This window comes from Pantoea folii (genome assembly GCF_056678875.1).
Map to the genome: position 1 here is coordinate 104,578 of NZ_JBWXON010000012.1, position 26,461 is coordinate 131,038.

Annotated in this window: 23 protein-coding genes and 1 pseudogene; 15 read left to right on the plus strand and 9 right to left on the minus strand. The window is 54.0% G+C overall.

Going from position 1 to position 26,461, the window contains the following annotated elements:
- From AC1MDE_RS15145 to AC1MDE_RS15155, 3 genes are all read right to left on the minus strand, one after another.
- A complete protein-coding gene (locus AC1MDE_RS15145) occupies positions 1-573 on the minus strand; it encodes a nucleotidyltransferase family protein (RefSeq protein WP_479403001.1) in 573 nt (190 codons plus the stop codon).
- On the minus strand, positions 570-1,565 hold the full coding sequence (locus AC1MDE_RS15150) for an XdhC family protein (protein WP_479403000.1): 996 nt from the start codon (positions 1,563-1,565) through the stop codon (positions 570-572). The genes AC1MDE_RS15145 and AC1MDE_RS15150 overlap by 4 nt, the downstream gene beginning before the upstream one ends.
- Positions 1,566-1,628: 63 nt before the next feature.
- Positions 1,629-3,149: a Fic family protein gene (locus AC1MDE_RS15155; protein WP_480344775.1), complete on the minus strand. Its 1,521-nt coding sequence runs from the start codon at positions 3,147-3,149 to the stop codon at positions 1,629-1,631.
- Between the two features lie 257 nt (positions 3,150-3,406).
- Here AC1MDE_RS15155 and AC1MDE_RS15160 point away from each other — a divergent pair, with 257 nt between their 5' ends.
- Positions 3,407-4,522 carry a metallophosphoesterase gene (locus AC1MDE_RS15160; RefSeq protein ID WP_480344776.1) on the plus strand — a complete coding sequence of 372 codons (1,116 nt, stop codon included), beginning with the start codon at positions 3,407-3,409 and terminating at the stop codon, positions 4,520-4,522.
- A gap of 240 nt (positions 4,523-4,762) precedes the next feature.
- On the opposite strand, the gene AC1MDE_RS15165 is transcribed toward AC1MDE_RS15160, so the two are convergent.
- Entirely contained in the window at positions 4,763-5,533 is a 771-nt protein-coding gene (locus tag AC1MDE_RS15165; RefSeq protein ID WP_480344777.1) for an arylamine N-acetyltransferase family protein, read from the minus strand.
- Positions 5,534-5,569: 36 nt separating this feature from the next.
- On the opposite strand from AC1MDE_RS15165, the gene AC1MDE_RS15170 reads away from it, so the two are divergent.
- Positions 5,570-7,051, plus strand: a complete 1,482-nt coding sequence (locus AC1MDE_RS15170) for an aminotransferase-like domain-containing protein (RefSeq protein WP_480344779.1) — start codon at positions 5,570-5,572, stop codon at positions 7,049-7,051.
- 53 nt (positions 7,052-7,104) lie between these two features.
- Here the strand turns inward: AC1MDE_RS15170 and AC1MDE_RS15175 are convergent, their stop codons facing one another.
- Positions 7,105-9,105, minus strand: a complete 2,001-nt coding sequence (locus tag AC1MDE_RS15175) for a TonB-dependent receptor domain-containing protein (RefSeq protein ID WP_480344780.1) — start codon at positions 9,103-9,105, stop codon at positions 7,105-7,107.
- A gap of 13 nt (positions 9,106-9,118) precedes the next feature.
- The gene (yncE, locus tag AC1MDE_RS15180; protein ID WP_479397736.1) at positions 9,119-10,177 is read right to left on the minus strand and encodes a 7-bladed beta-propeller protein YncE; all 1,059 of its coding nucleotides are present in this window, start codon (positions 10,175-10,177) and stop codon (positions 9,119-9,121) included.
- Positions 10,178-10,445: 268 nt separating this feature from the next.
- Between yncE and AC1MDE_RS15185 the strand changes: the two genes are divergently transcribed.
- Positions 10,446-12,179, plus strand: a complete 1,734-nt coding sequence (locus tag AC1MDE_RS15185; protein ID WP_480344781.1) for an ABC transporter ATP-binding protein — start codon at positions 10,446-10,448, stop codon at positions 12,177-12,179.
- Between the two features lie 87 nt (positions 12,180-12,266).
- Here AC1MDE_RS15185 and uraH read toward each other — a convergent pair whose 3' ends face one another.
- Together uraH and AC1MDE_RS15195 are read right to left on the minus strand one after the other, a co-directional pair.
- Positions 12,267-12,680: a hydroxyisourate hydrolase gene (gene uraH / locus AC1MDE_RS15190; RefSeq protein WP_479397776.1), complete on the minus strand. Its 414-nt coding sequence runs from the start codon at positions 12,678-12,680 to the stop codon at positions 12,267-12,269.
- Between the two features lie 183 nt (positions 12,681-12,863).
- Positions 12,864-13,082, minus strand: a pseudogene (locus tag AC1MDE_RS15195) (NAD(P)/FAD-dependent oxidoreductase); the annotation flags it as partial.
- A 274-nt stretch (positions 13,083-13,356) separates the two neighbouring features.
- Between AC1MDE_RS15195 and AC1MDE_RS15200 the strand changes: the two are divergent.
- The 11 genes from AC1MDE_RS15200 to AC1MDE_RS15250 all read left to right on the plus strand — a co-directional run bounded on the left by AC1MDE_RS15200 (position 13,357) and on the right by AC1MDE_RS15250 (position 23,823).
- Positions 13,357-14,337, plus strand: a complete 981-nt coding sequence (locus AC1MDE_RS15200; RefSeq protein ID WP_479397738.1) for a LacI family DNA-binding transcriptional regulator — start codon at positions 13,357-13,359, stop codon at positions 14,335-14,337.
- Between the two features lie 126 nt (positions 14,338-14,463).
- A complete protein-coding gene (locus tag AC1MDE_RS15205; RefSeq protein ID WP_479397739.1) occupies positions 14,464-15,273 on the plus strand; it encodes an inositol monophosphatase family protein in 810 nt (269 codons plus the stop codon).
- A gap of 106 nt (positions 15,274-15,379) precedes the next feature.
- Complete coding sequence (locus tag AC1MDE_RS15210) at positions 15,380-16,738, plus strand: MFS transporter (protein WP_479397740.1); 1,359 nt, start codon at positions 15,380-15,382, stop codon at positions 16,736-16,738.
- 22 nt (positions 16,739-16,760) lie between these two features.
- Positions 16,761-18,038, plus strand: coding sequence for a histidine-type phosphatase (locus tag AC1MDE_RS15215; protein ID WP_480344782.1), 1,278 nt, complete (start codon positions 16,761-16,763; stop codon positions 18,036-18,038).
- A gap of 160 nt (positions 18,039-18,198) precedes the next feature.
- Positions 18,199-18,408, plus strand: coding sequence for a hypothetical protein (locus AC1MDE_RS15220; protein WP_480344783.1), 210 nt, complete (start codon positions 18,199-18,201; stop codon positions 18,406-18,408).
- Between the two features lie 257 nt (positions 18,409-18,665).
- The gene (locus AC1MDE_RS15225; RefSeq protein WP_479397743.1) at positions 18,666-19,127 is read left to right on the plus strand and encodes a DUF6130 family protein; all 462 of its coding nucleotides are present in this window, start codon (positions 18,666-18,668) and stop codon (positions 19,125-19,127) included.
- 18 nt (positions 19,128-19,145) lie between these two features.
- A complete protein-coding gene (locus AC1MDE_RS15230; RefSeq protein WP_479397744.1) occupies positions 19,146-20,141 on the plus strand; it encodes an alpha/beta fold hydrolase in 996 nt (331 codons plus the stop codon).
- A 69-nt stretch (positions 20,142-20,210) separates the two neighbouring features.
- Positions 20,211-20,951, plus strand: a complete 741-nt coding sequence (locus AC1MDE_RS15235) for a response regulator (RefSeq protein ID WP_480344784.1) — start codon at positions 20,211-20,213, stop codon at positions 20,949-20,951.
- Entirely contained in the window at positions 20,948-22,258 is a 1,311-nt protein-coding gene (locus AC1MDE_RS15240) for an ATP-binding protein (RefSeq protein ID WP_479402126.1), read from the plus strand. Before AC1MDE_RS15235 ends, AC1MDE_RS15240 begins: the two co-directional genes overlap by 4 nt.
- A gap of 137 nt (positions 22,259-22,395) precedes the next feature.
- Complete coding sequence (locus AC1MDE_RS15245) at positions 22,396-22,623, plus strand: hypothetical protein (protein ID WP_479397747.1); 228 nt, start codon at positions 22,396-22,398, stop codon at positions 22,621-22,623.
- Positions 22,624-22,632: 9 nt separating this feature from the next.
- On the plus strand, positions 22,633-23,823 hold the full coding sequence (locus tag AC1MDE_RS15250) for a cytochrome c biogenesis protein/redoxin (RefSeq protein WP_480344785.1): 1,191 nt from the start codon (positions 22,633-22,635) through the stop codon (positions 23,821-23,823).
- 81 nt (positions 23,824-23,904) lie between these two features.
- On the opposite strand, the gene AC1MDE_RS15255 is transcribed toward AC1MDE_RS15250, so the two are convergent.
- The gene (locus AC1MDE_RS15255; RefSeq protein WP_479402124.1) at positions 23,905-25,323 is read right to left on the minus strand and encodes an aldehyde dehydrogenase family protein; all 1,419 of its coding nucleotides are present in this window, start codon (positions 25,321-25,323) and stop codon (positions 23,905-23,907) included.
- Positions 25,324-25,425: 102 nt separating this feature from the next.
- Here AC1MDE_RS15255 and AC1MDE_RS15260 point away from each other — a divergent pair, with 102 nt between their 5' ends.
- Complete coding sequence (locus AC1MDE_RS15260) at positions 25,426-26,313, plus strand: LysR family transcriptional regulator (RefSeq protein ID WP_479402123.1); 888 nt, start codon at positions 25,426-25,428, stop codon at positions 26,311-26,313.
- Positions 26,314-26,461 lie beyond the last annotated feature (148 nt).

The following is a 26,461-nucleotide window of genomic DNA, read 5'->3' on the forward strand; positions in this document are numbered from 1 at the left end:
TCAACATTCAGCCTGATTAGCCCGCGTAATATCCTCAATAGTATCAATATCCGTGATACAACCGCGATCGGTTAAGTCAACAAACGTGACAGCATCAGCGTTTAGCAATTCCTTCGCCCCTTTGTCTCCCTGTAATGCACAAAGCTGAGAGTAAAAAGATTGCTGAAAACCGACGGGATGACCTTGTATTCCATCGACTTGTGCGCGTACCAATCGGGAGTCGCGCAGCGCTTCACTGATGGCCCGATAGCTTGAGGGCTGGATAAAAGGCATATCCGCCAGGGTAATTAACCATCCGTCATAATCTGCTGTGGCGTTCACGCCCGCCGCGATAGATTCCCCCAGCCCCTCACTCGAACAGCGCACGATGCGTTCTTCCGACATTAACGCATGCAGTTGCCTGTCATCAGGCCGAGCCACCACATAGCAGTCAAGACCAGTAGCCCGCACATTATCCAGCGTATGCTGTAGCACTGGCTTACCCTGCATTACCGCAGCGAGTTTATTTCCCCGGCCGGATTGCCTGAAGCGACGGCTGTACCCAGCGGCCATGACCAGAATGGCAATATTCACGATGCGCCATCCTTGTCCTGCGGTGAGCCCATCAAACCATTTTTGTGGCTAACGACATCGGCCATAATGGATAGCGCGATCTCCGCGGGTGTTTTGCTGCCAATATCCATCCCAATCGGGGCATGAATCCGGTTAATTTCTTCGGGATTCAGTTCGCCAATCCTGACTAACCGCTCTTTCCGCCTCAGACTGTTGTTCTGCGATCCCATGGCACCGATATAGAAAGCGGGCAGATTTACAGCCTCCATCATCGTCAGATCGTCGATGCGAGGGTCATGGGTAAGGGAAAGAATCGCGGTGCCTGAGTGACACCCTTCACGTTCAAGGTAGCTAGCGGGAAACTGCTTAATTAACTTCACAGAGTCATCAAGTTGATCGGCCAGATTCAGCAGTACATCCTCGCGGTGCTCACATACCAGTGTTTCAAACCCTAAAGCCTGAGCAAAGTTCGCGCAGTAGAGTGCGACGCTGGAGAGGCCCGCAATGACCACCCTGGGAGGGGCGCACAACGTCAGCACGATGTTCGCGCCCTGTACCTGAGTATGCGTCCGGCTCAGATACCCCCCAGGTAGCAGCGAACGGCACGGTTCGGGTATGGTCAGCGCTTTTACCACGGAATGCGGCCCCGTCAACGCTGACATCATCTGTTGCAGGTAGTCGAGCGACGCGTTACCCGGCATTAACTTTTCCACAAGGATGTCCAGCGCGCCTCCGCAGGGCAGCGCCTGGTCCGGCTCAAAGCCACCGTCTCCATAACGCACAATCTGGCTGGGCGAGGAAAAAGTATCGTCGCCAATTCGGGCGATAAAGCTCTCTTCCACGCACCCGCCCGACAGCGAGCCGTAATAGCGTCCATCGCTTCTGATAACCATCATTGCACCTGGCGGGCGCGGGGACGAACCAAAGGTACTGAGCACCGTACATAGCCACACCGGATGCTCCTCAGCCCATGCCAGTGCTGCGTTCAACACTTGCACATCAAGATGATGCATGCAGTTCTCCTGTAAGGGCGTTTATGTTCAGAATTGCGTCCAACCCAACTAATCTTAACTCCCTTATTCAAACGCCGACTTAACTGCCTTAACGATCTTCTCCGCCCTTGCCGTATCCTCTAGCGGCGGGTACTCCTTTCTCAACTTCCCTGACACCTGCCAGCCATTCTCTTTCAATGATCGGATTATCCGATTCGCATCCTGATCCGGCATCTCCAGCACTTCCTTCAGCCGCTCCTGTGCCTTCTGGAATATTGTCAGCACTCTGGCTTCATCTGCCATTTCGACTCGCACGGTGTGCTCAATCACTTTCGCGGTGTACAACACGTGAGAGGTCAAATCCGGGTAGCGCCAGGCGTAACGCGCATCTTCGTAGTCGGCGAAGGCGAAGTTGCTCGGTGTACCGTCGTCATAGGTCACAATCTCACCAAAATGGCATGAGGTGGCGTAGCGGCGCATCAGGCGTTTAGAGAACACTTCCAGCGTGCGGTCATAGCCAACACGAAAATCCAGTGAACTGGTGATGCTGGCCGAGACCGGCAGAATAACGCCTTCAGGAATGGCGCCGTCGCGGATTAACGAGTCATTAATCAGGAAGCGGTGAATACGGCCATTGCCGTCGCGCATCGGATGAATATAGATAAAGCCGAAGGCAATCACGCCCGCTCTGGCCAGAGGCTCGGCGCCACGGGTGGCGAGCTCAAACTCTTGCAATCCACGCATAAACAGCGGCAGGTCTTCAAATTGTGGCGCCACGTAATGCACGATGTCCTCACGCATCGTGGCCTGTCCGACAAACACCGGCGAGCGACGCAGTCCTAGTCCCAACGCATCGTGACCGAGAATGCCTCTTTGCAGAATATGCAGGCTTTCATCACTGAGCGGGTCATCGATCTGGCCGCAATATTGCGCAATCACATGGGCGAAACGCTGAATACGATCGGCCTGTTCAGCCTCTTTCTCAATTAAAAAGCTGGCCCGGGATTCCTTGAAGGTCAGCCAGCTGGCGGTTCGCAGCAGAACATCGGCACCAAAGGTATCATCCAGTTCATGCAGTGCTACCGTGACATCAAAGGCAATGGCATTCTCAATCTCAGGCGTGCGGCGAACAACAGGACAAAAGTCAGGCGAGCCGGGTAAGTTATCGTTGATACGCCAGCGTTTATTCTTGAGCGTTGAGGTCCGCGTCAGATAGTCCTTCGCGGGGATCGCCGCAATATAGCCGCCGTTAGCGACATCGGGCACGTTGGTGAGCGTATTACCTGTCAGCCATTCATAGAGAAAGCCGGTGCGGCGTGCGTATTGGCCAAAGGGTTCACGCAGACACCAGCTTTCGATCGGTTCAGGGCCGATGTTAGCGAAGAGCCGGGAAAAAAACTCCAGATGGATCTCTTCATATTTGAGGCCAAAGGCAAAGTGGCCTGAGAAGCTATCCTCAGGTTGATAGCTTGGAGGATAACGCTTTTCGATGCGTCCCTGATTCTCATGGGTGGCGCGAACCGTGCCAATAGCCGATTCCACTCGAAGTGGCTGAACCAGTTCAATGTGATAGCGCTTACAGAGCGCCTTAAATCCCACCAGCATCGGCTGAATCCTTTAACATCTAAGTTAAAACGATAATTTATCCGCACTATAGCGCGAAAATAATAATTACACGATACAGACCCAGTAAATCAAGACCAAAAACACTAATGTAATCGCCATTCCTGATGAAAATGATAATGCCAATGCAAGAACATCAACTGGACAGTCTCTAAATAAACTTTTGCTATAGTCATCACTTATGATGATAAGTTTGATTTTCGCGCTGATTCAGCGCCTTAAAAACAGGGAAGAGAGTGATGTTTCATCTGATATTCAGCATACCGAGTTGGTATGTTATTGCGCGATTCGTTTTTCCATTAGCCATGCCATTAGTATTAAAAATCATCCTATCTTTGGTGGTTTTGCTGGCTTCTCAATATCTGTTAATTAGCCGATTTACGCCGGGCGGTATCTTCTCACCTGAAATGCCGCGCGCCGTCACCATCCTGTTCAGCTGGGCCTTTGGCACGGTGTTACTGCTCGCGTTCACCCAAATATTGCTTGATGTGGTGACACTCATTTCCCTGTTGGTGCGGCACCCGCTGCAGATTACGTCTGGCATACGATATGGCGCTGCGCTTTTAACCATGGTTGTGGCCGCGGTCGGCGTCCATCAGGCCATACGCATCCCCGCCGTAAAAGAAGTGACGGTTAAAATCCACAACCTGCCGCGCGAGTTTGAAGGCTACCAGCTGCTTCAGCTCACCGACCTGCATATCACCAAAGTGTTCAACGCCGCATGGACCGCAGCCATGGTGAAAAAGGCCATGACGCTGGACGCGGACCTGATTCTGGTGACCGGCGATGTCATTGATGGCACCCTCGAGAATCGCCGAAATGACGTGGAACCGCTGCGAGGTTTACATGCGCCGGACGGCGTTTATGCCATCACCGGCAATCATGAATATTTCTTTGAGCAGCAGCGCTGGACCGATCATCTTGCGACGTTAGGACTGCAACCTTTGCTCAACAGCCATACCCTCATTAAACGCGGCGACGCGGAGCTAACGATCGCCGGTCTGCCCGATGTTTCAGCCTCCCGCAGAGAAGCCACTGGCCCTAACCTTGAGCTGGCGCTGGAAGGTGTTCCTGCTGATGCACCGGTAATCTTGATGGATCATCAACCACGCAATGCGCGCCAGAACGCAACGCACAAAGTCGATTTGCAGCTATCTGGTCACACCCACGGCGGACTGATCGTCGGTTTTGATCGGCTGTTTGCGAAACCCAACGCGGGCTTTGTCTCGGGGCTTTATGATGTGGATGGCATGCAACTCTATGTGAATAACGGCACTGCGCTATGGCCAGGCATGGCAATACGATTGGGGCGTCCCTCGGAACTGACGCGGATTACGTTGCAGCGGAAAGAGTGAAGTTTTGAGTCATATCTTCTAAAAAACTTTGAGAAGAATGTGCATAGCCTTGAGCCTATTATGTGAGGCTCATGGCTTGCATCAAACCAACACGCGCAAAAGCGTTCAATCATATGGATAATAAAAATTTCGTTGGAGCCATAACCATCGTCAAAATATGCTCAGTTAAGGCCGCACAAAGGTTCTGGCTTATTAGGATATTCATCCCCCAAAATTTCCTGCCTAGTTCTTTTGACGTTCCTATGTATGGCTAACTAGCCCAAAGCGGCTTTGCAGCACAGCATCAATTTCCTCTTCCGCCAGCTGCTGCTTTTCCACGCCATTCGCCGTTACCGTTTTCAACATATCTCCCAGCAGGATCATCCGTCCCTCCGGACAATGCTGCACAATGAGTCGTTTCTGCACAAAAATCGCATCAGGATGCGTCGAGTTGAGGTAATTCGCCGGGGCAAAATCAATCCACTCTTGCGGTGACAGATCAAAGCCGTACTGATTGCACCACTCCCCTTCTACCTTCGCCTGCAGCAGATACTCGCCATGCGCGTCACGGGTGAGTTTGAACGTGTCGAAATCCTGTTTAATTTCTGTATTGAGCTCATCTAAAGCTATTGGCGCACGAATGCCGTAGCTGCCAAAACCGAGATCGCACAGCCATTGACGCCCATCGACTTCCGCCACCAGCGCCATATGGGTTTTGGGACGTCGCACCGGGTAGAACATCGGTCTTGCTGCCACGAAACGGTAAGAAATACCTAACGCTTCCAGCGCCATGGCAAACAGCCCGTTGACCTCGTAACAGTAGCCGCCCCGTTGCTGGTGCAAAATCTTGTCGCTGATCTCTTCAGGCACCAACGAAACAACTTTTCCAGCCTGCACATCAAGATTCTCAAACGGTACGGTGAACAGTTGATGACGCATGATGGCGTGCAACGTGGCGGAATCGGCGGCCGCAGGGCCGGTGTAATTGATGCGGCGGAAAAAGCGGGAAAGGTCGAAGTTGTTGCTGTGCATAGTGCCTCCTTGTCTGGTTCATGTTTGACACTATAGATGGCGCCCGGCATCGTCTGTATAGTCAGATTCATCGAAAATCAGACTGTACAGATCGACATGTCCGTCCTGCCATTATCGTCCCCACATTACCGCCGCATTGCTGAGAGTCTGCGACATACCCTTGCTTCCGGTGCGCTGCAACCCGGCGATCGGATGATCTCCGCCCGAAAACTGGCTGAACGCGAACAGGTTAGTCTGCCAACCGCTCTGGAAGCGCTGCGTTGGCTGGAAGCGGAAGGATTGATTATTGCGCGTCCGCGCTCAGGCTACTTCGTCACTCCGCGAAACACCGAACGGCAAATACCGCCTGCGCTGTCGGGCCCTGTGCCCGTGACCCTGTCAGCCGTTGCGCGTTCACTGTTCAGCAGCGCGGAAAGCCGTTTGATACCGCTCGGCGCGGCGCTGCCCGATCCCCACTGGTTGCCAACGGAGACACTCCAGCGGGCGCTGCAATCGGCAGGTCGCCGTCTGGATGCGCATGGCCAAAGCTATAGCCTGCCACCGGGCCGGGCCGACCTGCGCAATAAGATAGCCACACGTGCCGCGCAATGGGGCGCACGCTTTAGCGCTGACGAACTTGTCATTACCGCTGGGGCGACCCAGGCGCTACGCCTGGCACTGCACGCCGTGTGTCAGCCTGGTGATGCCGTCGCGATTGAGCAGCCCGCCTACTTCGGTACGCTTCTGTTGCTAGAGAATTTGGGCCTGAAGGCACTGCAAATCCCCACCGATCCCACTGAAGGATTATTGCTGGCACCACTGGCTGACGCCATTAAACAGCATCAACTCGCTGCCGTGCTGGCTTCGCCTACCGTGCAAAATCCGCTTGGCGCCAGTATGCCGGTCGCGCGCAAGCAGGAGCTTGTGGCATTGCTCGAACGTGCAGGTATTCCGTTAATCGAGGACGATGTGTATGGCGATCTGGCTGGCTACGGGCAGCGACCTCCTGCCTGCAAGGCCTTTGATCAGAGCGGCAATGTGATTTATTGCAGTTCACTGTCTAAGACTCTGGCTCCAGGCTGGCGAATCGGCTGGATTGCCGCTGGGCGCTATCACACGCAGGTAATGCAGGCACGTATGGCGGGGGATTGGGCTGGCGTACCGCTGCTTGAAGCCGCCGCCAGCGACGTTCTGGCCAATGGTGACTACGATCGGCATCTGCGACGTTTGAAGGTTCGCGTTGCGGAAGGTGTGCGAGCCGTTATCGAACGGGTTGAAGCGAGTTTCCCGCCTGGCGCGCGCGTTACCGCACCGGAAGCCGGCTTTTTGCTGTGGGTTGAACTTCCGCATCCGATCAATGCGCTGGAAGTTCATCGTCGCGCGCTGGCGCTGGGCATTGGTGTTAGCCCTGGACCGCTGTTTTCACCGGGAGCGGAGTTACAGAACTTCCTGCGGTTAAATTGTGCCAACGAACCAACAGCTCATTTGCTCAATGCCGTGGACCAAATCGGCGCGATTTGTCATGAATTGCTGGCCTGAGTTGTCGGTGGCATATCAGAAAAAAATGCCGGGCCTATCAGGCCCGGCTGATATCAGAACTCGACGCGAGCCCCTAAGTTATAACGTCTACCTTCCAGCATCGCCGACTGGTTGTAGGACGTTTTATAAATCGGGTTTGTATCGAACAGATTATAAATACCCGCCATCAGCGTAATATTTTTATTCAGATGATAGCGCGCACCCAGATCAACCAATGCATAAGCTTCGGTAGAGCTGGACTTGCCAATGTCCGGAGAGTTACTGCGCCAGCTTGTCTGCGTCCACAACTCCAGCTCGCTCATCGCCATCCAGTTCACCGAGAGATTGGCCATGCTGGTCGGGAAGTCACTCAACGCATATCCCTTGTACTCTCCGCTTTTCTGCTCACTGTGGGTGTAGGTGTAATTGGCGTTCACCTTCAGGTTTGATGTGGCCTGCCAGTCACCGTTCAGCTCTAACCCATAGATTTCAGCGTAGCTGACGTTGAAATATTGCGAGACGCTCTCGGCAACATAGCCATTGTAAACGCATTGCTGCGTGGCCGACTGGGTACAGATGGTGTAATCGCTGATCTTATCTTTGAATTTTGTGTGGAAAATGGTGGCATCCAGCGCCAGTGCATCCTGCTGCCAGTAAAGCCCCAACTCGGTATTGATACTCTTTTCCGGTTTGAGTTCATCGTTGCCGATGCCAATGTAAGAGTATGGATAGGCGCCATATACGCTGGTAAAGCCCGCATTATTTTCCCGCAAATCCGGCTTCTTATAACCCGCTGAAACGCCCCCTTTAAGCGACCAGTTTTCATTCAGCGTCCAGTTGCCATAGAGTTTAGGCGTGACGTGGTAACCGAAGTAACTGTCATGATCCAGACGAGCAGAGGTTGTTAGTGTAAAGTCCGGGACCATCATCCAGGCATCTTCCGCAAATAATGCCCAGCCATTACGGGATATTTTGCTGACCGGGGTGACGCCGGGCGCCACCTTATCCTCGACATCAAAGGTGTCATTCAGCTCATTACGGGTGAAGTTCGCTCCCAGCGTGAGTTTGTGATCGCCCAGGGAGAAGGTATTCGCGCTGTTCGCTTCAAAATTACGTTGCTCAATGAACTGAGGTGACATCTCAGGAACACGGTACTCCGTGCGAGCCTTTTCATAACTGATGAAGTTTTTCGCCTCGATCATGTCGTTGGCATACCAGGCATGCTGCGAGAGCGAAGCTGCATCGCGATCAAAGCCCCAGTACCATGGACTGGCTGCTCTGTGGGTTTTTTCCTGATGCCCGCGAGAGGCACTCAGATCCCAGAGTTGGGTGTCGGTCGGAGACATGGAAACCGTGGCATCAAGATTCCCAGACTGATGCTTTACGAAGCGTTCATCGCTTTGGCTGTCATCATCACGGCGATCAAGATAATCAGCACCCACACTCACACCCAGTTTGCCCGGAATAATCGGCCCCATAACAAACGCATTGGTCTGATTGGTATTACCGTACTCACTTTTTTCCTGCAGGAAGTAATTATCTTCCAGTACCCCTGTCCATTTATCGAGGTTATAGGCTTTTTTAGTAATGACGTTGACGACACCACCAATCGAGTCGGAGCCATAAAGTGAGGACATCGGTCCGCGAATCACCTCAATACGCTCAATCGCCGCCAGCGGTGGCATAAAAGCCGCTTCGGTTCCGATGTGATGGCCGTAAGGACGTGACTCACGGGTTGCCTGCTTAATCCCGTTAACCATGTAAGAGGTATAGGTCGAGTCCATGCCGCGCATCTGAATATCACCGGTTGCCAGGCTGCCATGTCCATTTCCGACCAGTACACCCGGGATTTCGCGTAGCGCTTCGGTGACATTCTGATTAGATCGGGTGTTTAACTCCTTCTCACCGACCACTGAAATACTCGCTGGTGCGTCCCGTCGTTCCTGACTGAAGCCAGAAGCGGTCACGACAAGATCGTTCTCATTATTCGAGGTGTTGTCCTGGGCATAGCCGACAACGGGCAGAGGGCTCAGGGCGAGCGCAATCGCCACGGCCAGGCGTGTTTGGTTTTTCACAGCAAAATCCCTTTTAAAATTGGTTTAAATCGATCTTAAGGACGTAATCGTCTTTATTGGTTTTTTCGTCCTGCTTCACGCTGACGTAAAGCGTGCTGGCATCGGGTGTCAACACCAGGCTGTTGGGCATGCCAGAAGTGTCAATGGTGTGCTTCACGCGATAATTGCCGGCGTCAATGATGCTGATTTGACGCGCGTTGCGATGGGTGACATAGATTGCACTGCGGGCGGCGTTGTAGATAACCGCAATAGAGTTGGGTGTGGGAATACGGTGCAGGAGCTTGCCGGAATCCAGCTTAACCACCAGCACGTCACGCGTATTGGTGTCCGCAATATAGCCAAGCCCCTCACGTGTATTGAGGGCGATATTCAGGAAGTAATGATTGGTTTCTGCAGGGTCGACTTTCACCGTGGAAATGAGACTGGAGGATACGCCATCCAATGTCATGATCTCGCCTTTTCCGGTCACGGCATAAACTTTATTACCCGCTTCATCGACTGCCAAGCCAACCGGCTCCATGTTATCGAGCGTTTTAATGAGCTGCTGCTTCTGAGTATCGACAACCCAAAGCAACCCTTTACTTTTTCCACCGATACCGGATACATACAGGCGATGGTGTTTTTTATCCAGAACGACTTCGCGCACATGGGCTTTTTTTTCCGCAACGGCATCATCGCTTAACTGCAGCGTGCGGACTTCTTTTCCGCTACGACTATCCAGCAGGGTGACGGAACCATCCAGCGCGTTACCGAGATACAGGATATGGCTCTCTTCATCGAGTGCCACGGAAAAACCACGACGATTTGTGGGGATTTTCTTATCAATCCGCAGCGTATCGGCAGCCAGTTCAAACACCATCCCCGCCCTTTTATCCTCGTCAAACGAGGGCGATGAAGCGGCGAGGAGTGCATTACGCTCCTTCACATAGGCCATTTCATAAACACCACGGCCTAAAGGCTTCGTCTTAAAATCCATTTCATTCATAGTGTTAGCCATCCCGGAGGAAGATAACAACAGTTGCGAGACTGCGAGGGAGAGTAGAGTACGCTTTGTAATTTTTTTGATAAGCATGAGATATATATTTACAGTTAATTACACGAAACGGAATGATAATCACTATCAGTATCGTTATCAATAAAGAATATTGACCGATCGCTGAATCTGTTTAACTGCGGCTGTCTGGCAACGGAACACGGCACGGAAGGCATGGCTAGCGTATGGTTAAGGTCTGTTTCAAGCACCTGGGATAGAAAAATGATGGACGAGGGTTGTATGCCGGAAACTGTTTAGTACCAAAATTTAATGAAAATTCTGGCTTTGAAATAACAAGGAAGACGCTATGTTGCGCCGATTTTTTAATTACTACCTTCCCTACAAACGTCTATTTTTGTTGGACTTTGGTTGCGCCATTCTCGCCGGGTTGCTGGAACTTTCCTTTCCCATGGCAGTCCGGATGTTTATTGATAAATTACTCCCTGCGCAAAACTGGGAGCTCATCCTTCTTGCCTCGTTGGCATTATTAGCCATCTATCTGATTAACACTGGCCTTATGGCCATCGTGAATTACTGGGGGCATGCATTAGGCGTTGGTATTGAAACGGATATGCGCCGGGAAGCTTTTGAACACCTGCAAACCCTTTCGCTGCGATATTACGATAATACGAAAACCGGTCATATCATCACGCATGTGACCAAGGACCTTGAAGAAGTCGGCGAGATAGCCCATCACGGTCCGGAAGATCTGTTTCTTGCCGTGATGACGTTTATCGGCGCATTTATTCTGATGGCCAATGTGCATCTTAATCTGGCATTGATCACGCTGGTTCTTGTGCCCGGCATGGTCTGGCTGGTCAGTCGTTACGGCCGGCAAATGACGCAAACATGGCAAAATCTTTTTCATCAGGTGGGAAATTTTAATACCCGCATTGAGGAAAGCATCGGGGGGATTCGCGTCGTCAAAGCTTTTGCCAACGAACAGCAGGAAACCCGACTGTTTGCCAAAGACAACGCGCTCTACAAAAAGACCAAACTGCGCGCTTACCGGATTATGACCACCAGCATGACCTTAAGCTACCTCTCAACGCGCTTAACCCAGTTGGTCATTATGGTGGCTGGAACGGCTTATGTGCTGCGAGGCGAACTGAGCTATGGCGGTTTTGTCGGCTTTCTTTTGCTCACCGAGGTCTTCTTCCGCCCGGTCGAAAAAATCTCTGCGGTCCTGGAGAGCTATCCAAAAGGGATCGCGGGATTTCGCCGTTTCACCAATCTGATCGATACCCTGCCTGATATTGTTGATCGACCCGATGCCCAGGCCGTTACGGCCCTCAAGGGATACATCATTTTTGATCATGTCACTTTCGGTTATAGCGACACACCAGTACTGAAAGACATCACGCTGACGATCAAACCCGGGGAGACCGTGGCATTCGTAGGGCCAAGTGGAGCAGGCAAAACAACACTTTGTGCACTTATCCCACGGTTTTACGATGTTCAGGATGGCGCCATTCGTATTGATGGGATTGATGTGCGTGATTACCAGCAACGCGCATTGAGGAATCAAATAGGCATCGTGCAACAGGATGTCTTTCTGTTTGGCGGCACCATTCGCGAAAATATTGCCTATGGCAGACTGGACGCCATTGAAAGTGAAATCTGGCAAGCTGCGAAGCGTGCCCATCTCGATAGTCTGATACAAAGCCTGCCTGACGGATTAGATACCGTCGTGGGTGAACGTGGGGTGAAACTCTCTGGAGGTCAAAAACAGCGTCTGTCGATTGCCCGCGTCTTCCTGCGTAATCCCCCTATTTTAATCCTTGATGAGGCCACCTCGGCGCTGGACACGGCTACCGAGCAATCCATTCAGCAATCACTGAATGAGCTTTCGCAAGGCCGCACTTCACTGATCATCGCTCACCGTCTATCGACCATTCAACATGCTGACCGCATCGTGGTGGTAGGTGATCAGCAAATTCTTGAAGAAGGGAGTCATGACGTTTTAATGGCTAAGCAGGGTGTTTACGCCACTCTTTATCAGGCACATTTGTCTGGGAAATCCTTGTCTGCTGAGACTTGAATCTTATAGTGGCGGCTCTCTACATCTTCAGGAGTACTAATGGCGCGGAGTAATAAAGTCGTCAGCAATATTACTCCATCGAAAAGCTTAATTGCCGCGATAGGTCGAGTAGCCAAACTGGCTAAGCAGCAGCGGAATATGGTAGTGCTGGTCGGCTTTATCCAGGGTGAACATCACAGGGATTTCCGGGAAGAAGGTTGGCTCACCGCTTTTTTTGTAATAGTCGCCGGTTTTGAAAACGACACGATAAACACCCGTTTGAGCTACTTGACCCGCCGGATAAAGTCCTGGAATACGCCCCTGCGCGTTGGTGGTTCCCTCGGCCAGTTTTACCCACTTATCTCCTTGTTTTCGATCCAACTCGACCTCAATGCCTGCTGTCGGTATGCCAGTTTGCAAATTCAATACATGTACACTCAGCGGATTTTTCATTTCTGCGGCAAAGGCGGTGGCGCTGAACAGACCCAGCGCGCTGACTAATAAATAATGCTTCAATTTTATCTCATCTTCCTTTAAGTCAATTGATGTCAGGAGGATAAATTCAAAAAGATGAAAATGGTCTCATCCGCATGAAATATCTGAAATTTCCTAGATCTAATTGCAGAAAATTGGCTCAATCTGGCTACGCAGCGTTTCACCACATCCCCAGCCGTCAGCGTTTGTCCGTTATGGAATTTTGCGCTAAGCGTTGTCCGCAATCCCAATGGCGTCCAATACCACCACATGCTGATGTGGCCGTAGTTCAGCAATACGCCTGGCGAAGGCCAGTCCGGCGTAACCTGCACCTATTACTAACCAGTCAGCAGTGATTTTTTGATTGAGTGAGGGAAAGCCACGAATGGAAGGGATTATTGATGACCAGCCATTAATATTTTGGTCAAAAGGAAGGTTTTTTATTTTCATTATTTTTAAGGTGAATTTATTTTAAATTCACCGCGTTATTAACAAATTAAGAGTCGAAATCCTATATGCGCAGACCTGTCAGCGTCTAATGCTAAAATATGCATAACTCATGCAATCATTCTCTTTTCACCAGACTGACCAACGAGTGACCCGGCTTGAATTAACGCACACCTTAACGGGAGGTTTGATTGTGAAATTATCAAAAATAGTGCTGGCTCTGTAAGGAGTTTTACCTGTGTAATCAGCGTAGGTTAATCGTTACGGTGGAAAACGGATGAGTGACAAAGGGAAAAGCTGGGTCAAAGCAGAAGATGTTGCACGGCTGGCGGGGGTTTCCCGTTCTGCGGTATCAAGAACCTTTACGCCCGGCGCATCCGTTGCCGAAAAAACCCGGGCTAAGGTGATGCGTGCCGCCGAGCAGTTGGGCTACCAGGTCAATATCATTGCCCGCACCATGAACACCGGCAGCAGCAACTTTATCGGCATCGTCACCGCCGGATTCGACAACCCATTCCGCAGCAAACTTCTCGCTCCCCTGGTCCACCAGCTGGCCCTGCACGGCTTCATGCCGCTGTTGATGAATGCCGACGACCCGGAACAGCTGGCGCCTTCACTGCGACAGCTGCTCAGCTATCACGTCGCGGGCGTCATCATCACCTCCGGGGCTCCGCCGCTGTCGCTTGCCGAAGAGTATCTGGCGCGCAAAATCCCCGTCACGCTGATTAACCGCCACGCAGATCTCCCGGGCTGCGACCGCGTGACCAGTGACAACGCGCAGGGCATGCAGCTGATGGCCGACTACTGCCGCCAGCAGGGCTGGCAGAATATTGGCTTTATCGGCGGACACAGCACCAATTTCAGCACAGAACAACGCCACGAGGCGCTGCTGGCCTGTGCGCCGGACCTCACCGTTAACGCCCGTTTCATTGCCGGCGGTGGCTATGCGGCGGGCCGGTCGGCGGCACAGGAGCTCGGCGGATGTCAGGTGCTGCTGTGCGCCACGGACATGCTGGCACTGGGCGCGATGGACGGCCTGCGGGCGCTGAACAGCAGCGGCCCTCTTCCTGCGGTCATCGGTTTTGATGACATTCCGCAGGCCAGCTGGGATCCCTACCACCTTACCACCGTACAGCAGGATACGGACGCCCTGGCGCAGCAGGCGGTCGACCTGCTGGTCACCCGTATTGAACAGTTTGATCTCCCGTCCCGCCAGCGCGCCGTAGCGGTGAAATTAATCGTTCGTCAAAGCGCATAATGGAAAATTAATTTTATGCGGGTTTGCTCACAGATTAATCTTCGCAATCCAGCCAGACTCCTTTCTGCCCTGCGGGGCTAATTTTTTGCCACAAAATGCACACGTGTGCATTACCGAGGAGAAGTTATGGCTACCCATGAAGTTGATTCGCTTTTGGCGCGTTATCGTTTCGCCTGCAGTCTTGCGGAGTCCGGGGGAAAGCTGGCCTATGAGTTTTATCAGCAGCGCGACAGCCTGCTCACCGAGCACAAGGGGGATGACCTGCAGGACGTGGTCAGCCGCGCAGACTGCGAGGTGGAGGCTTACGTTAAATCGCGCATTGCAGAAGCCTTCCCGGAAGATGGATTTCTTGGTGAAGAGAGCGGCACCGTGGATGCGCAGCAGCGAGTGCTGTGGGTTGTCGATCCGATTGACGGCACCAGCTGCTTTCTCAATGGTCTGCACACCTGGTGCCTGTCACTCGCCATCGTGGTGGACGGTGAACCGGTGATTGGTGTGGTCTACGACCCTAATCACCACGAACTCTTTCATGCTCTGAAGGGACAGGGCGCATGGCTCAATGACCGGCGTATCACACCGCATGCGGCGGACAGCGTGGCAGGCGGCGTGATGGGTGTCGGTACCTCGCATCGCGTGTCCTCCGCGGATTTCCTGCCGTTTCTGGATGAGCTGCTGCAGCACGGCGGCATGTTCGTCCGCAACGGTTCGGGCGCCCTGATGAGTGCCTGGGCCGCCGCAGGGCGATTGATTGGTTATTACGAACCGCATATGAATCCGTGGGACGGCCTGCCTGGCATCGTACTGATGCGCGAGGCTGGCGGCTCCACGAATGACTACCTGGCTGACGATGGCATCGCGCGCGGCAACCCGGTACTACTGGCAAGTGAAACGCTTTACCCACAATTAAAACAATGGGTTAAACAACCCTTACGCTAACCTGCACGGGCAGGGCTTCTGATTCTGTACTCTACATAAAATGGAACCGGCCGTCAGGGATGATACACAGCAATCAGCAACGCCTCCGCCTTTCGGAGACAACAAGATGTCTGGATTACTCAGCTATTTCCGCGCCAGTCCGGAGAAACACGCTGGCGCCTTTAATGAACAGCGCTTCCGCTTCGTGCGGTGGCAGACGTTTCTGGCGATGACGCTCGCTTACGTGACGTTCTACGTGTGCCGGCTTTCGTTTACCGTGGCAAAAAGCGCCCTTGTGGATCTTGGTATTTCGCCTTCCGAGCTGGGCATGATCGGCTCGGCGCTGTTTTTCAGCTATGCGATCGGCAAGCTGGTGAACGGATTTATTGCCGACCACGCTAACGTGGTGCGCTTTATGAGCCTGGGCCTGCTGCTCAGCGCAGGCATGAACCTGATGATGGGCATGACCACCAACGCCATGCTGCTGGCCATCTTCTGGGGCATCAACGGCTGGGCGCAGTCGATGGGCGTAGGTCCCTGTGCGGTATCGCTCGCGCGCTGGTACGGCACGAAAGAGCGCGGCACCTTTTATTCGATCTGGTCGACCGCGCATAACATCGGTGAGGCCATGACTTATATGGTGATCGCCGCGGTGATTGCCGGATACGGCTGGCACATGGGCTATCTCTCCACTGCCGCGCTGGGCGCAGCAGGCGTGGTGATCATGCTGCTGTTTATGCGTGACTCGCCGCAGAGTAGTGGTTTCCCGTCCATTCATGAAATCAGCAACGAGCCCCTGGAAGAACACGAGGCGAAGAGCTCCATCCTGAAAAACCAGCTGTTTGCGCTGCGCAACCCGGCACTGTGGACGCTGGCGCTGGCCTCCGCCTTTATGTACATCGATCGCTACGGCGTGAACTCCTGGGGCATTTTCTTCCTGCAGCAGGGCAAGGGCTACACCACCGTGGAGGCCTCGGCCATCATCGGCGTGAATGCCATCGCGGGCATTGTCGGCACCATCCTGGCGGGCGTACTATCGGACCGTTTCTTTGCAAAAAACCGCAGCATCATGGCCGGTTTCATCAGCCTGATTAACACCGGTGGCTTTGCGCTGATGCTGTGGTCACCGCACAGTTACTACACCGACATCATCTCCATGGTCATTTTTGGTGCCACCATCGGTGCGCTGACCTGCTTCCTGGGCGGCCTGCTGGCCGTGGACATTTCATCCCGTAAAGCGGCGGGCGCGGCACTGGGTACCATCGGCATCGTCAGCTACGCTGGCGCCGGGTTTGGTGAGTTTCTCACCGGTATCATCATCGACAGAACATCGGTGATTGAGAACGGCAAAAAAATCTACGATTTTCACACGTTGTCCCTGTTCTGGGTGGCAGCCGGTCTCGTTTCCGCGCTGTTGTGCTTTATCACCGCCGTAATGGTGGCGAGACGCAACGCCAGCGAACACCGCACCCTTTCTACCTCTTAATCAGTTCAGTAAGGAAGACATTATGATGCCACGCAGACATCAGGCCGCCGCACGCCTGTTTATCGCCGGTACACTATGGTTATGCGCGTCTCAGGCGCATGCGGAAGCACAGTATCAGCTGGAGAAAGTCGTCGAGCTTAGTCGTCACGGCATTCGCCCGCCCACGCCGGGCAACCGTAAGGATATTGAAGCGGCCACACATCGTGCCTGGACAACCTGGACCACGCACGACGGTGAACTCACCGGTCACGGCTATGCCGCTGTGGCTAAGAAGGGCCGCTGGGAAGGCGAGCATTACCGCGAACTGGGCCTGCTAACAGCGGGCTGCCCGCAACCGCAGGATGTATACGTGCGGGCCAGCCCACTTCAGCGCACCCGCGCCACGGCACAGGCGCTGGTTGACGGGGCCTTTCCCGGTTGCGGCGTATCGGTCCATCGGGTAGAGGGTGAGGACGATCCGCTGTTTCAGACGGAAGCGTTTCCCGCGACGAACACCGATCCGGCAAAACAGCTCGCTGCTGTTAAAGCCGCTGCTGGCGATTTAGCTAAACGTCAGCAAGCGTTGCAGCCTGCGGTACAAGCGCTGAAAAAGGCCGTATGCAGCCCGGATGCCGACTGCTCCTTCTTCGATAAGCCATGGCAAATTAAGCAGGGCAAAAGCGGCAAAGCGTCCATCGACGGCCTGAGCGTGCTGGCAAACATGGTCGAAACTCTGCGTCTTGGATGGAATGAAAACCTGCCACTGGGCCAGCTAGCGTGGGGTAACATCACCTCATCCACGCAGATCACGGCGGTGCTGCCGCTGCTCACTGCGAATTACGATCTGGGCAACGATGTGATGTATACCGCGCAAAAACGCGGGTCGATCCTGCTCAACACTATGCTGCAGGGCGTCGGACAGGGTGTTTCCGGGACGACAGACAGGCTGCCGGACACCCGCTGGCTGCTGCTGGTTGCGCACGATACCAACATCGCCATGGTGCGCACCCTGATGAACTTCACCTGGACGCTGTCAGGCTACACGCGTGGCAACATTCCGCCGGGCAGCAGCCTTGTGTTTGAGCGCTGGCGCGATAGGAAAAGCGGCGAACGGTTCCTGCACGTCTATTTCCAGGGGCAGAGTCTTGATGATCTGCGACGCCTGCAGACGGTCGATAAGGAACATCCGTTACTGCGGGAAGAGTGGCGCCAGTCCGACTGCCGGATCACCGAAGTGGGCACGTTGTGTCCAATGAAGACGGCCCTGAAGGCCCTCGGCCGGAATCTGGATCCTGCTTCCATCACGCCGGTGAGTTATTAGTAGGTGATTAACTGAATACGGTCAGGCAGATATCTGTCTGACCGTATTCACCGGGACGCATGTCAGATCTGAAATCTTCAGATAAAGCATGCAAACCTCATCAGCTGGCCACCGTTCCGCTATCTTCTTCATATGGACAATCTTAAGGGAAAAGAGGTGCATGATACTGAAATTAACGGATGCGGAATTGGTCGCACTGGTAGGCAGGCGTTTCGTATCAGCTGAAAACAATGCCGGCGCAAGCTTTACAACAATTTTGGAGATCAGAATTGAGAATGGCCGACAGCTGGTTGTCCACGAGCTTTACGGCAGGCAATATAAAACCCCTCTCTCGGTATTTATGCTGAGATTTCCCTATGCGCTGACCTGAAGTCAGCTCACCTTTGTACCGGAATTCAGTATCACGTTAAGAAGTCCGAACATGTCGTAAATCCCACTTCGTCCACTTTTGTCACTAGTGATATCTATCAACAAAATTTTTAATATGATCTTTTAGCCGTTTTGTATCGCAGTGTATCTTTCTGCCGAACGCATACAGCACGTTGCACAACCCACCGTTCTGAACATATCCCACGTACATTGCCGTGTTTTTCTATACGCACTCAACAACTGCGTAGAGATAACCCGATGTTAACCCGACTCCTGATTTCATCTTTCCTGATGGCCGCTTCGGCGACCTGTGCCTGGGCCGAAAAACTCAACGACCTCGGCGCCGCAGATGTGCTGGGCGCTGCCGCCGTGGCACCACTCGATACTCCTCAGCCTCCGGCGAAATTGATCGTGGACGCGCCGTTAGCGGGCCCGCTGCGCAAAGGCGCGGTGTTCATCCAATATCGCGCTGAAAACCTGCGCATCGAGCCGGTTTTCGGTCCCGATGCGCTTAAGGTGACACCACGCATCGGCCATATCCACGTGATCGTTGATAGCAACCCGTGGCACTGGGCGGATACCAGCGGTGAACCGATCATTTTGGTTGGACTGCCCGCCGGGCCACACAAGGTGACGATTATTCTCGCCGATCCCACGCATAAACCTATCGATAGCAAAACCCTTCACTTCATCGTGCCTGCGCCAGCTGCACATCATTAATTATTTGAGGAAAACATCATGAAGAAGATCGTCCGTCAATCACTGCTGGCTGCACTGGTGTTAACCGCAACGACCTCTGCCTTTGCCGCCACCTCAACGGAAACGGATTACGTTGCCGCTTTTAATACTATTCATCAGGTGAAAGCAGGCGTGCTGAACGTCGGTTATGTCGATATCGGTCCACGCGATGGGCAGGCCGTGATTCTGCTGCATGGCTGGCCGTATGACATCCAAAGCTATGCCAGCGTCGCGCCACAACTGGCGGCTAAGGGTTATCGCGTCATCGTGCCTTATCTGCGCGGATACGGCACTACGCATTTCCTCTCCGATAAAACCCCGCGCAACGGCCAGCCTTCGGCACTGGCTGCCGACACGGTGGCATTGATGGATGCGCTGGGCATCAAACAGGCGGTGTTTGGCGGCTTCGACTGGGGCGCACGCACGGCGGATATTGTGGCGGCACTCTGGCCTGAACGCGTGAAAGCATTAGTCTCGGTGAGCGGTTATCTGATCAGCAGCCAGGAGGTTGGCAGAAAAGCTTTACCGCCGCAGGCGGAATTGCAGTGGTGGTATCAGTTCTATTTCGCGACTGAACGCGGCGCGCAAGGCTATGCGAAAAACACCCATGATTTTGCCAAACTGATTTGGCAACAAGCCTCGCCGGGCTGGAAATTCAGTGATGCCACCTTCAACGTGAGCGCTAAAGCACTGGATAATCCCGATCAGGTAGCGGTGACCCTCAGCAACTACCGCTGGCGCCTTGGCCTGGAAAAAGGCGAGCAAAAGTATGATGCTTATGAGAAAAAGTTAGCCACCTTGCCGGTGATTAGCGTGCCAACGATTACCATTGAAGGAGACAACAACGGTGCGCCACATCCGGCACCGCAGGCGTATCGCGCCAAATTCAGCGGCAAATATGAGCATCGGACGTTCACCGGCAACATCGGACATAATCCACCAGCGGAAGATCCGCAGGACTTTGTCAAAGCGGTGATTGATGCCGCTGCGCTGTAACGATGATTTTTCAGGGCCGGTATCCATGATGCCGGTCTTTTTTGCGTAGGTTGAAAACAGGAGGTTGTTTTGGAGCACATTGATCACATCCTGGTTGTCGATGATGACCGGGATATCCGTGAACTGATTACCGATTACCTCATCAAGTCCGGCTATCGTGCGACGGGCGCTGCCAATGGACGGGAGATGCGCGCGATGTTATCGGCGAATGCTATCGACCTGGTGGTGCTCGATATCATGATGCCAGGCGATGATGGCCTGACACTGTGCCGTCAGCTGCGCAGCGATCCCCAACGAAACTTGCCGATTCTGATGCTCACCGCGCGCAGCGAGGATACCGACCGTATTCTTGGCCTGGAGATGGGTGCGGATGATTATCTGATCAAACCCTTTGTCGCCCGCGAGCTGCTGGCGCGCATCAAAGCCATTCTGCGTCGCACCCGCGCCTTGCCGCCCAATCTGCAAATCACCGAGGTCGGTCGCGTTATCGCTTTTGGCGACTGGCAATTAGATACCTCTGCGCGACATCTCATCGATCAAGAAGGCGTGATTGTGGCATTGAGTGGGGCTGAATATCGCCTGCTGCGCGTGTTTCTTGATCATCCACAGCGTGTATTAAACCGCGACCAACTATTGAATCTGACACAGGGCCGCGATGCCGAGCTGTTCGAACGATCCATTGACCTGCTGGTCAGCCGCTTACGCCAGCGCCTGCGTGATGATGCGCGTGAGCCCGCCTACCTCAAAACAGTGCGCAGCGAAGGTTATGTGCTGGCTGCACCGGTGATCATCAAAGAGGCGCATGAATGAAGCTGTGGCCGCGATCGTTGCTGGCGCGCCTGCTGATTATCGTGCTGGGTGGTTTGTTGCTGGCGAATGCCACCACCTTAGTCAGCTTGATGATCGAGCGTATGAGCAGTGCCAAAACGGTAATGCTCGGCAATCTTGAATATGATGTGGCAACCAGCGTCGCCATTCTCGACCGTCTGCCTGCGGCGGAGCGACCGGCTTGGCTGGCAAAACTGGAGCGCGGTAATTATCGCTATGAATTATCAGAGGGTTTACCAGGTCCCTATCCCAGCAGCTGGCGTGCGCGTGATGCGGTCCGTTCCCTGCAGGAGAGTCTCGGCGGACGTTATCAGATGAGCATTCACGCCATTCCCGGCCCGCGAGAGCATATTCAGGTGCATCTGACACTCCACGATGGCGCGCCGCTGACGCTGGATCTCTGGCCGCGCATGCCCGCCATCGCGCGCTGGCTGCCAGTGGTATTAATCGGCCAACTGTTGCTGTTGCTGTGTTGTGCCTGGCTGGCGGTGCGTCAGGTGGTGCGGCCCTTTATGCGATTCACCCAAGCCGTCGAAGGGCTGAAACCCGCGTCAAACAGCGCGCAACTGATGCCAGAGAGTGGTCCGGAAGAAGTGCAACAGGCGGCGCGTGCGTTCAATGCGATGCAGACGCGCATTCAGGATCATCTCAAAGAGCGAGCCCAGATTCTGGCAGCAATCTCTCACGATCTGCAAACGCCGATTACCCGTATGAAGCTGCGCGTGGAGATGTCGGAACAGCCGGAATTGCGCGATAAATTACTCGGCGATCTCGATAACATGAGCCGCTTAGTGCGGGAAGGCATTGCCTATGCGCGCTCATCGGAAGTACTGGAGGAAGCGCGGCAGATCGTCAGTCTGAATGCGTTTCTCGACAGTATTGCCTGCGACTATCAGGACATCGGCAAAGCGGTCAGTTTCACGCCCTGTCACGGCAGAGATAATTTTGCCGTCAGGCCTCAGGCGCTGCACCGCATCATGACCAACCTGATTGATAACGCGCTGAAGTTTGGTAGCGAGGCTCGCATTGTACTGAGCGCACCGCAAGGGGATCGGGTAGAGATTCACGCACTGGATAACGGACCGGGTATTCCTGAAGCGGAACTGCAGGCAGTGCTGGAACCTTTCTATCGCGTTGAGAGTTCTCGCAATCGTCACACCGGCGGCACTGGATTGGGTTTGGCGATTGCCACGCAGCTGGTGGGTCAGATGTCCGGCACGCTGCATCTATCCAATCGACCTGAAGGCGGGCTCGACGCACACATCACTCTGCAACAAACCGATTTGTAGCCTTTTGTATCTGCGCCGCCCGTACACATACAGGCTGACAATACGGGCGGTATCCGACACTTCGTGAACACATCAGCCTGGTTAAATGAGCGCACTGCTCAAGCACGCAGCCTTTTAACCACTGTCACGAGGTTCCTATGAAAGCATTGTCTCAACTCTTCGCCACCACCCTGCTGGCACTTTCTGTTACCCCCTTCGCGCAGGCTGAAAGTCTGCACTCGGTTGTGCTGGTCCACGATGCATTCGCTGATATGGTGAAAAAAATCCATGCGCACGTGAGTGAAGTCACGGCAAGCCATGTGTCGATGTTGAGCCAGCCGGATAGCGTGGTGCGTGTAATCACCGCTGCGGTTAACGCCCATTAAGGAGGCCGTATGTCTTTCATTATTGCTTTCTTTGCAGGCATGTTGACGTTACTCAGCCCTTGTACCTTGCCTGTGATTCCGTTTGTGTTTGCCAGCGTGCGCGGTCAAAAAGGGCAGTTGCTGGCACTGTTGAGCGGTATGGTGGTGATGTTTACCGCCGTAGCGCTTCTGGTTTCGGTCACCAGCCACTGGGTCGCCAGTGTTACGGCCGCCGGGCGCTGGATAGCTCTGGCCTTTCTGGCGGTAACCGCACTGACCTTACTGTCACCGCGCATTGCTCAGCATGTTGCCCAACCCTTTGTGGCGTTGGGTAATCGCATCAATAATGCCAGCCAATGCCGTCGCGGTTTAACGGCAGCATTTTTGGCGGGGTTGGCTACCGGAATGCTGTGGTCACCCTGCGCCGGGCCAGTGTTGGGTGCGATTCTCAGCCTGGCCGTGGTGGGGAAGGATCCTGTCTCGGTTGGCCTTTTGCTGGCAGCCTATGGCAGCGGTGCGGCACTGATGCTGGCACTGCTTTACGTGGCAGGACGGGGATTAGTCACACGATTGCGGCCGGGTTTGGCATTCACTACACGTTTGCGCCAGGTGGCGGGGATATTCATGCTGGCAGCGGTCGCGCTGATCGCTAGCGGAACACAAGGTCAGTTGCAAAGTGGCCCTGCGTTTGCACAGCATCTGGAGCAGCGTCTCAGTGAGTGGACACCTCGACCTACAACGACACCTCGCCTCGAACCTGTCGTGATGCCAAAAACTCGCAGCGACCTGCCCTCACTGGATGGTGGTACGTCATGGCTGAACGGTTCACCGGTGACGCCTGAGACATTAAAAGGCAAAGTGGTGTTGGTGGATTTCTGGACCTACGACTGTATTAACTGCCAACACACCTTGCCGCACGTACGTGACTGGGCCAACAAGTATCAGTCTCACGGATTAGCGGTCATCGGGGTTCACACCCCGGAATATCCGTGGGAACGGGATGAGAAAGCGGTGAACCGCGCGATCAAACAGTGGCAACTGCCGTATACCGTGGTAGCGGACAATAACTACAGCATCTGGAATCGCTTTGGTAATCAATACTGGCCCGCACATTATATTTTCGATGCGCATGGTCAGGTGCGGTACACCGCCTTTGGTGAAGGTAATTATGCGGAGCAGGAACGCGTGATTCAGCAGTTGCTCAAAGAGGCGAGGACGTAAATGGAGGTCGCCATTGCTGGCGACCTTGCTTGTACCGTCGCGATGATTGCAGGATGCGCATTTCTGCGCATCCTGAACGGTTTAAGCAATCGTCACCGCGCGCGGTTCCAGAAAGGCATTGATACCCCATTGCCCCATTTCCCGACCGATTCCGGAATGGCCAAAGCCACCAAAAGGCGCGCGGGGTTCGTGCGCCAGCGTATTGATCATCACCCGGCCCGCCAGAATCTGCTCGCCCACGTCACGCGCATGCTGCTCATCTGCGCCGATTACCAGCGCGGACAGGCCATATTCCGTATCGTTAGCGATCGCAATTGCTTCCGATTCATCGCGATAGCTGATGAGGCTGAGCACCGGCCCAAAGATCTCTTCGCGGGCAATGCGCATCTGCGGGTTTACGTCGCTGAACAGCGTTGGCTTAATATACCAACCGTGAGTTAACCCATCCGGTCTTCCCGGTCCCCCGCTCAATAAGCGCGCCCCTTCCTCCTCGCCGAGCCCAATATAGTGTTGCACCCGTTGCCACTGCTTTTCATTGATCATCGGGCCGATGGTGGTGCTGGCATCGGCGGGATCGCCAGAGTGCTGTGCCTCAACTTCTGCCGCCAGTGCACGTTCGAACTCGTCTTTGCGGGCTTCAGGCACCAGAATACGCGTACCGGCAATACAGGCTTGTCCGCTATTGATAAATCCGGCCTGAACGGCAAGTTTTGCTGCGGTGGAGGCATCGGCATCCGGCAGGATCAGCGTCGGTGATTTACCGCCCAACTCAAGCGTGACGCGTTTGAACGTGTCGGCGGCCGTGCGCAAAATGGCTTTGCCTGTGGCGGTTGAACCGGTGAAGGAAATTTTTGCCACCTTTTCACTGCGGCTGATAGCATCGCCTACCTCAGCGCCACGCCCGGTGACGATGTTGAACAGGCCGTCAGGCAATCCGGCGCGGTGCAACGCCTGGGTGATCACCTCGGTCTGAATCAGGCTATATTCACTGGGCTTAATCACTGCCGTGCACCCCGCTGCCAGAGCAGTCGCCAGCTTATGGCAGATAAAGCCCGCGTTGCTGTTCCAGGGGGTAATGAGTCCGGCGACACCGAGCGGCAGCATCTGGACACGGGCGCGCCCGGCTTGCTGTATAAATGGATATTGCTTCAGTTCTTCGATGACCTGGAGAATGACGTCCGCCGGATAACTTGCCATCCACTGCGAACGTGAAGTCGGTGCGCCATACTCCTCGAGGATGGCGGTATGCAGATCCGTTTCACAGCTTTTTACGGCGTCATACATCTGCTCCAGCAGCGTGATACGCTCCGTCACCGAAGTGCGGGAAAAAGCGGGAAACGCTGCATGAGCAGCAGCAATAGCGCGTTCGGCATCCTGTTCATTTGCCAGACGCGCTTTGCCCATAACGCTGCCGTCGGCAGGCTTGATGATGTCCAGCCACTCGTTGCCGGCAGGGGTAACAAAACGGCCATTAATGTAGATGTGTTCGATAACATGCATGACGCTGCTCCTGAGATGAATTGGCAGGAAAATTATCATGTCCTGTGCGCGAGAATAATCCGCGAAACCCTGCAAGGGGTATTACGTTTAACGGAATAATCAATGAGCCGAACGGGTATTACTGAACTGGAAATCATGCTGGCTGTCGCGCGGCGTGGCACCTTTAAAGCCGCTGCCAGCGAGCTGGAAATGTCCCCTTCTGCAGTCACCAATGCTGTAGCCGCGCTGGAGAAACGTTTGGACGTGCGTCTGTTCAATCGCACCACGCGTAGCGTGGCCCTAACGGATGCGGGGCGCCGTTTTATGCAGAAGATCGCGCCAGCGCTGGAAATTATTCGTAGCGCATCGGAAGAGGTGAGCAGCGAGCCTCACGATCCAGCCGGTATTCTGCGTCTTAATGTGCCCCCAGAGAGTTGCTCACTCTGGTACGAGTCGGTGCTTATCCCCTTTTTACAGCGCTATCCGCGCATTCGTGTCGATATCTGCAGCCAGAGAGAGCGGGTGGATATTGTGGCCGAGGGATTTGATGCCGGGATTCGTCTGGCGGAAGACATTCCCGCCGATATGATTGCGGTCAAGCTGACGCCAGATTTGCGCATGATTGTGGTCGCTGCGCCGGATTATCTTGATCGTGCCCAGGCCCCCACGCAGCCAGAGCAACTCAGCGAACACGCAACCTTGTGTATGCGCATGTCCGACGGCAGTCTTTATCGCTGGGAATTGAGCCATCAGCAGCAATCCTACAAATTGCAGGGTGAACCCCGTTTTGCCGCGAGCGATTTAGCGTCAATGCACAAAGCGGCGATTGCTGGATTAGGGATTGCCTGTTTGTCGGAACGACATATTGCGGCGGATGTGCAGGCTGGAAGGCTGGTGCGATTGCTGCCGGACTGGCATGTCAATCTGGGGGCGCTCTGTCTCTATTATCCAGGCCATCGGCTGGTGCCGCCTGCGCTGAGAGCGCTGACAGAGTTTATTCGCAGGGGGTGACGGTTTTATGAGGGAAGATTTTGTCAAAACTCTTATAATCCTCTTAATTCATTGTTTAATATTCAATTTATCCTATTGCGGCTCGCATCCTTTTATTCTTAGATGAGATCACCATCACAACATAAATAGAACTCATAGAATACTAAAT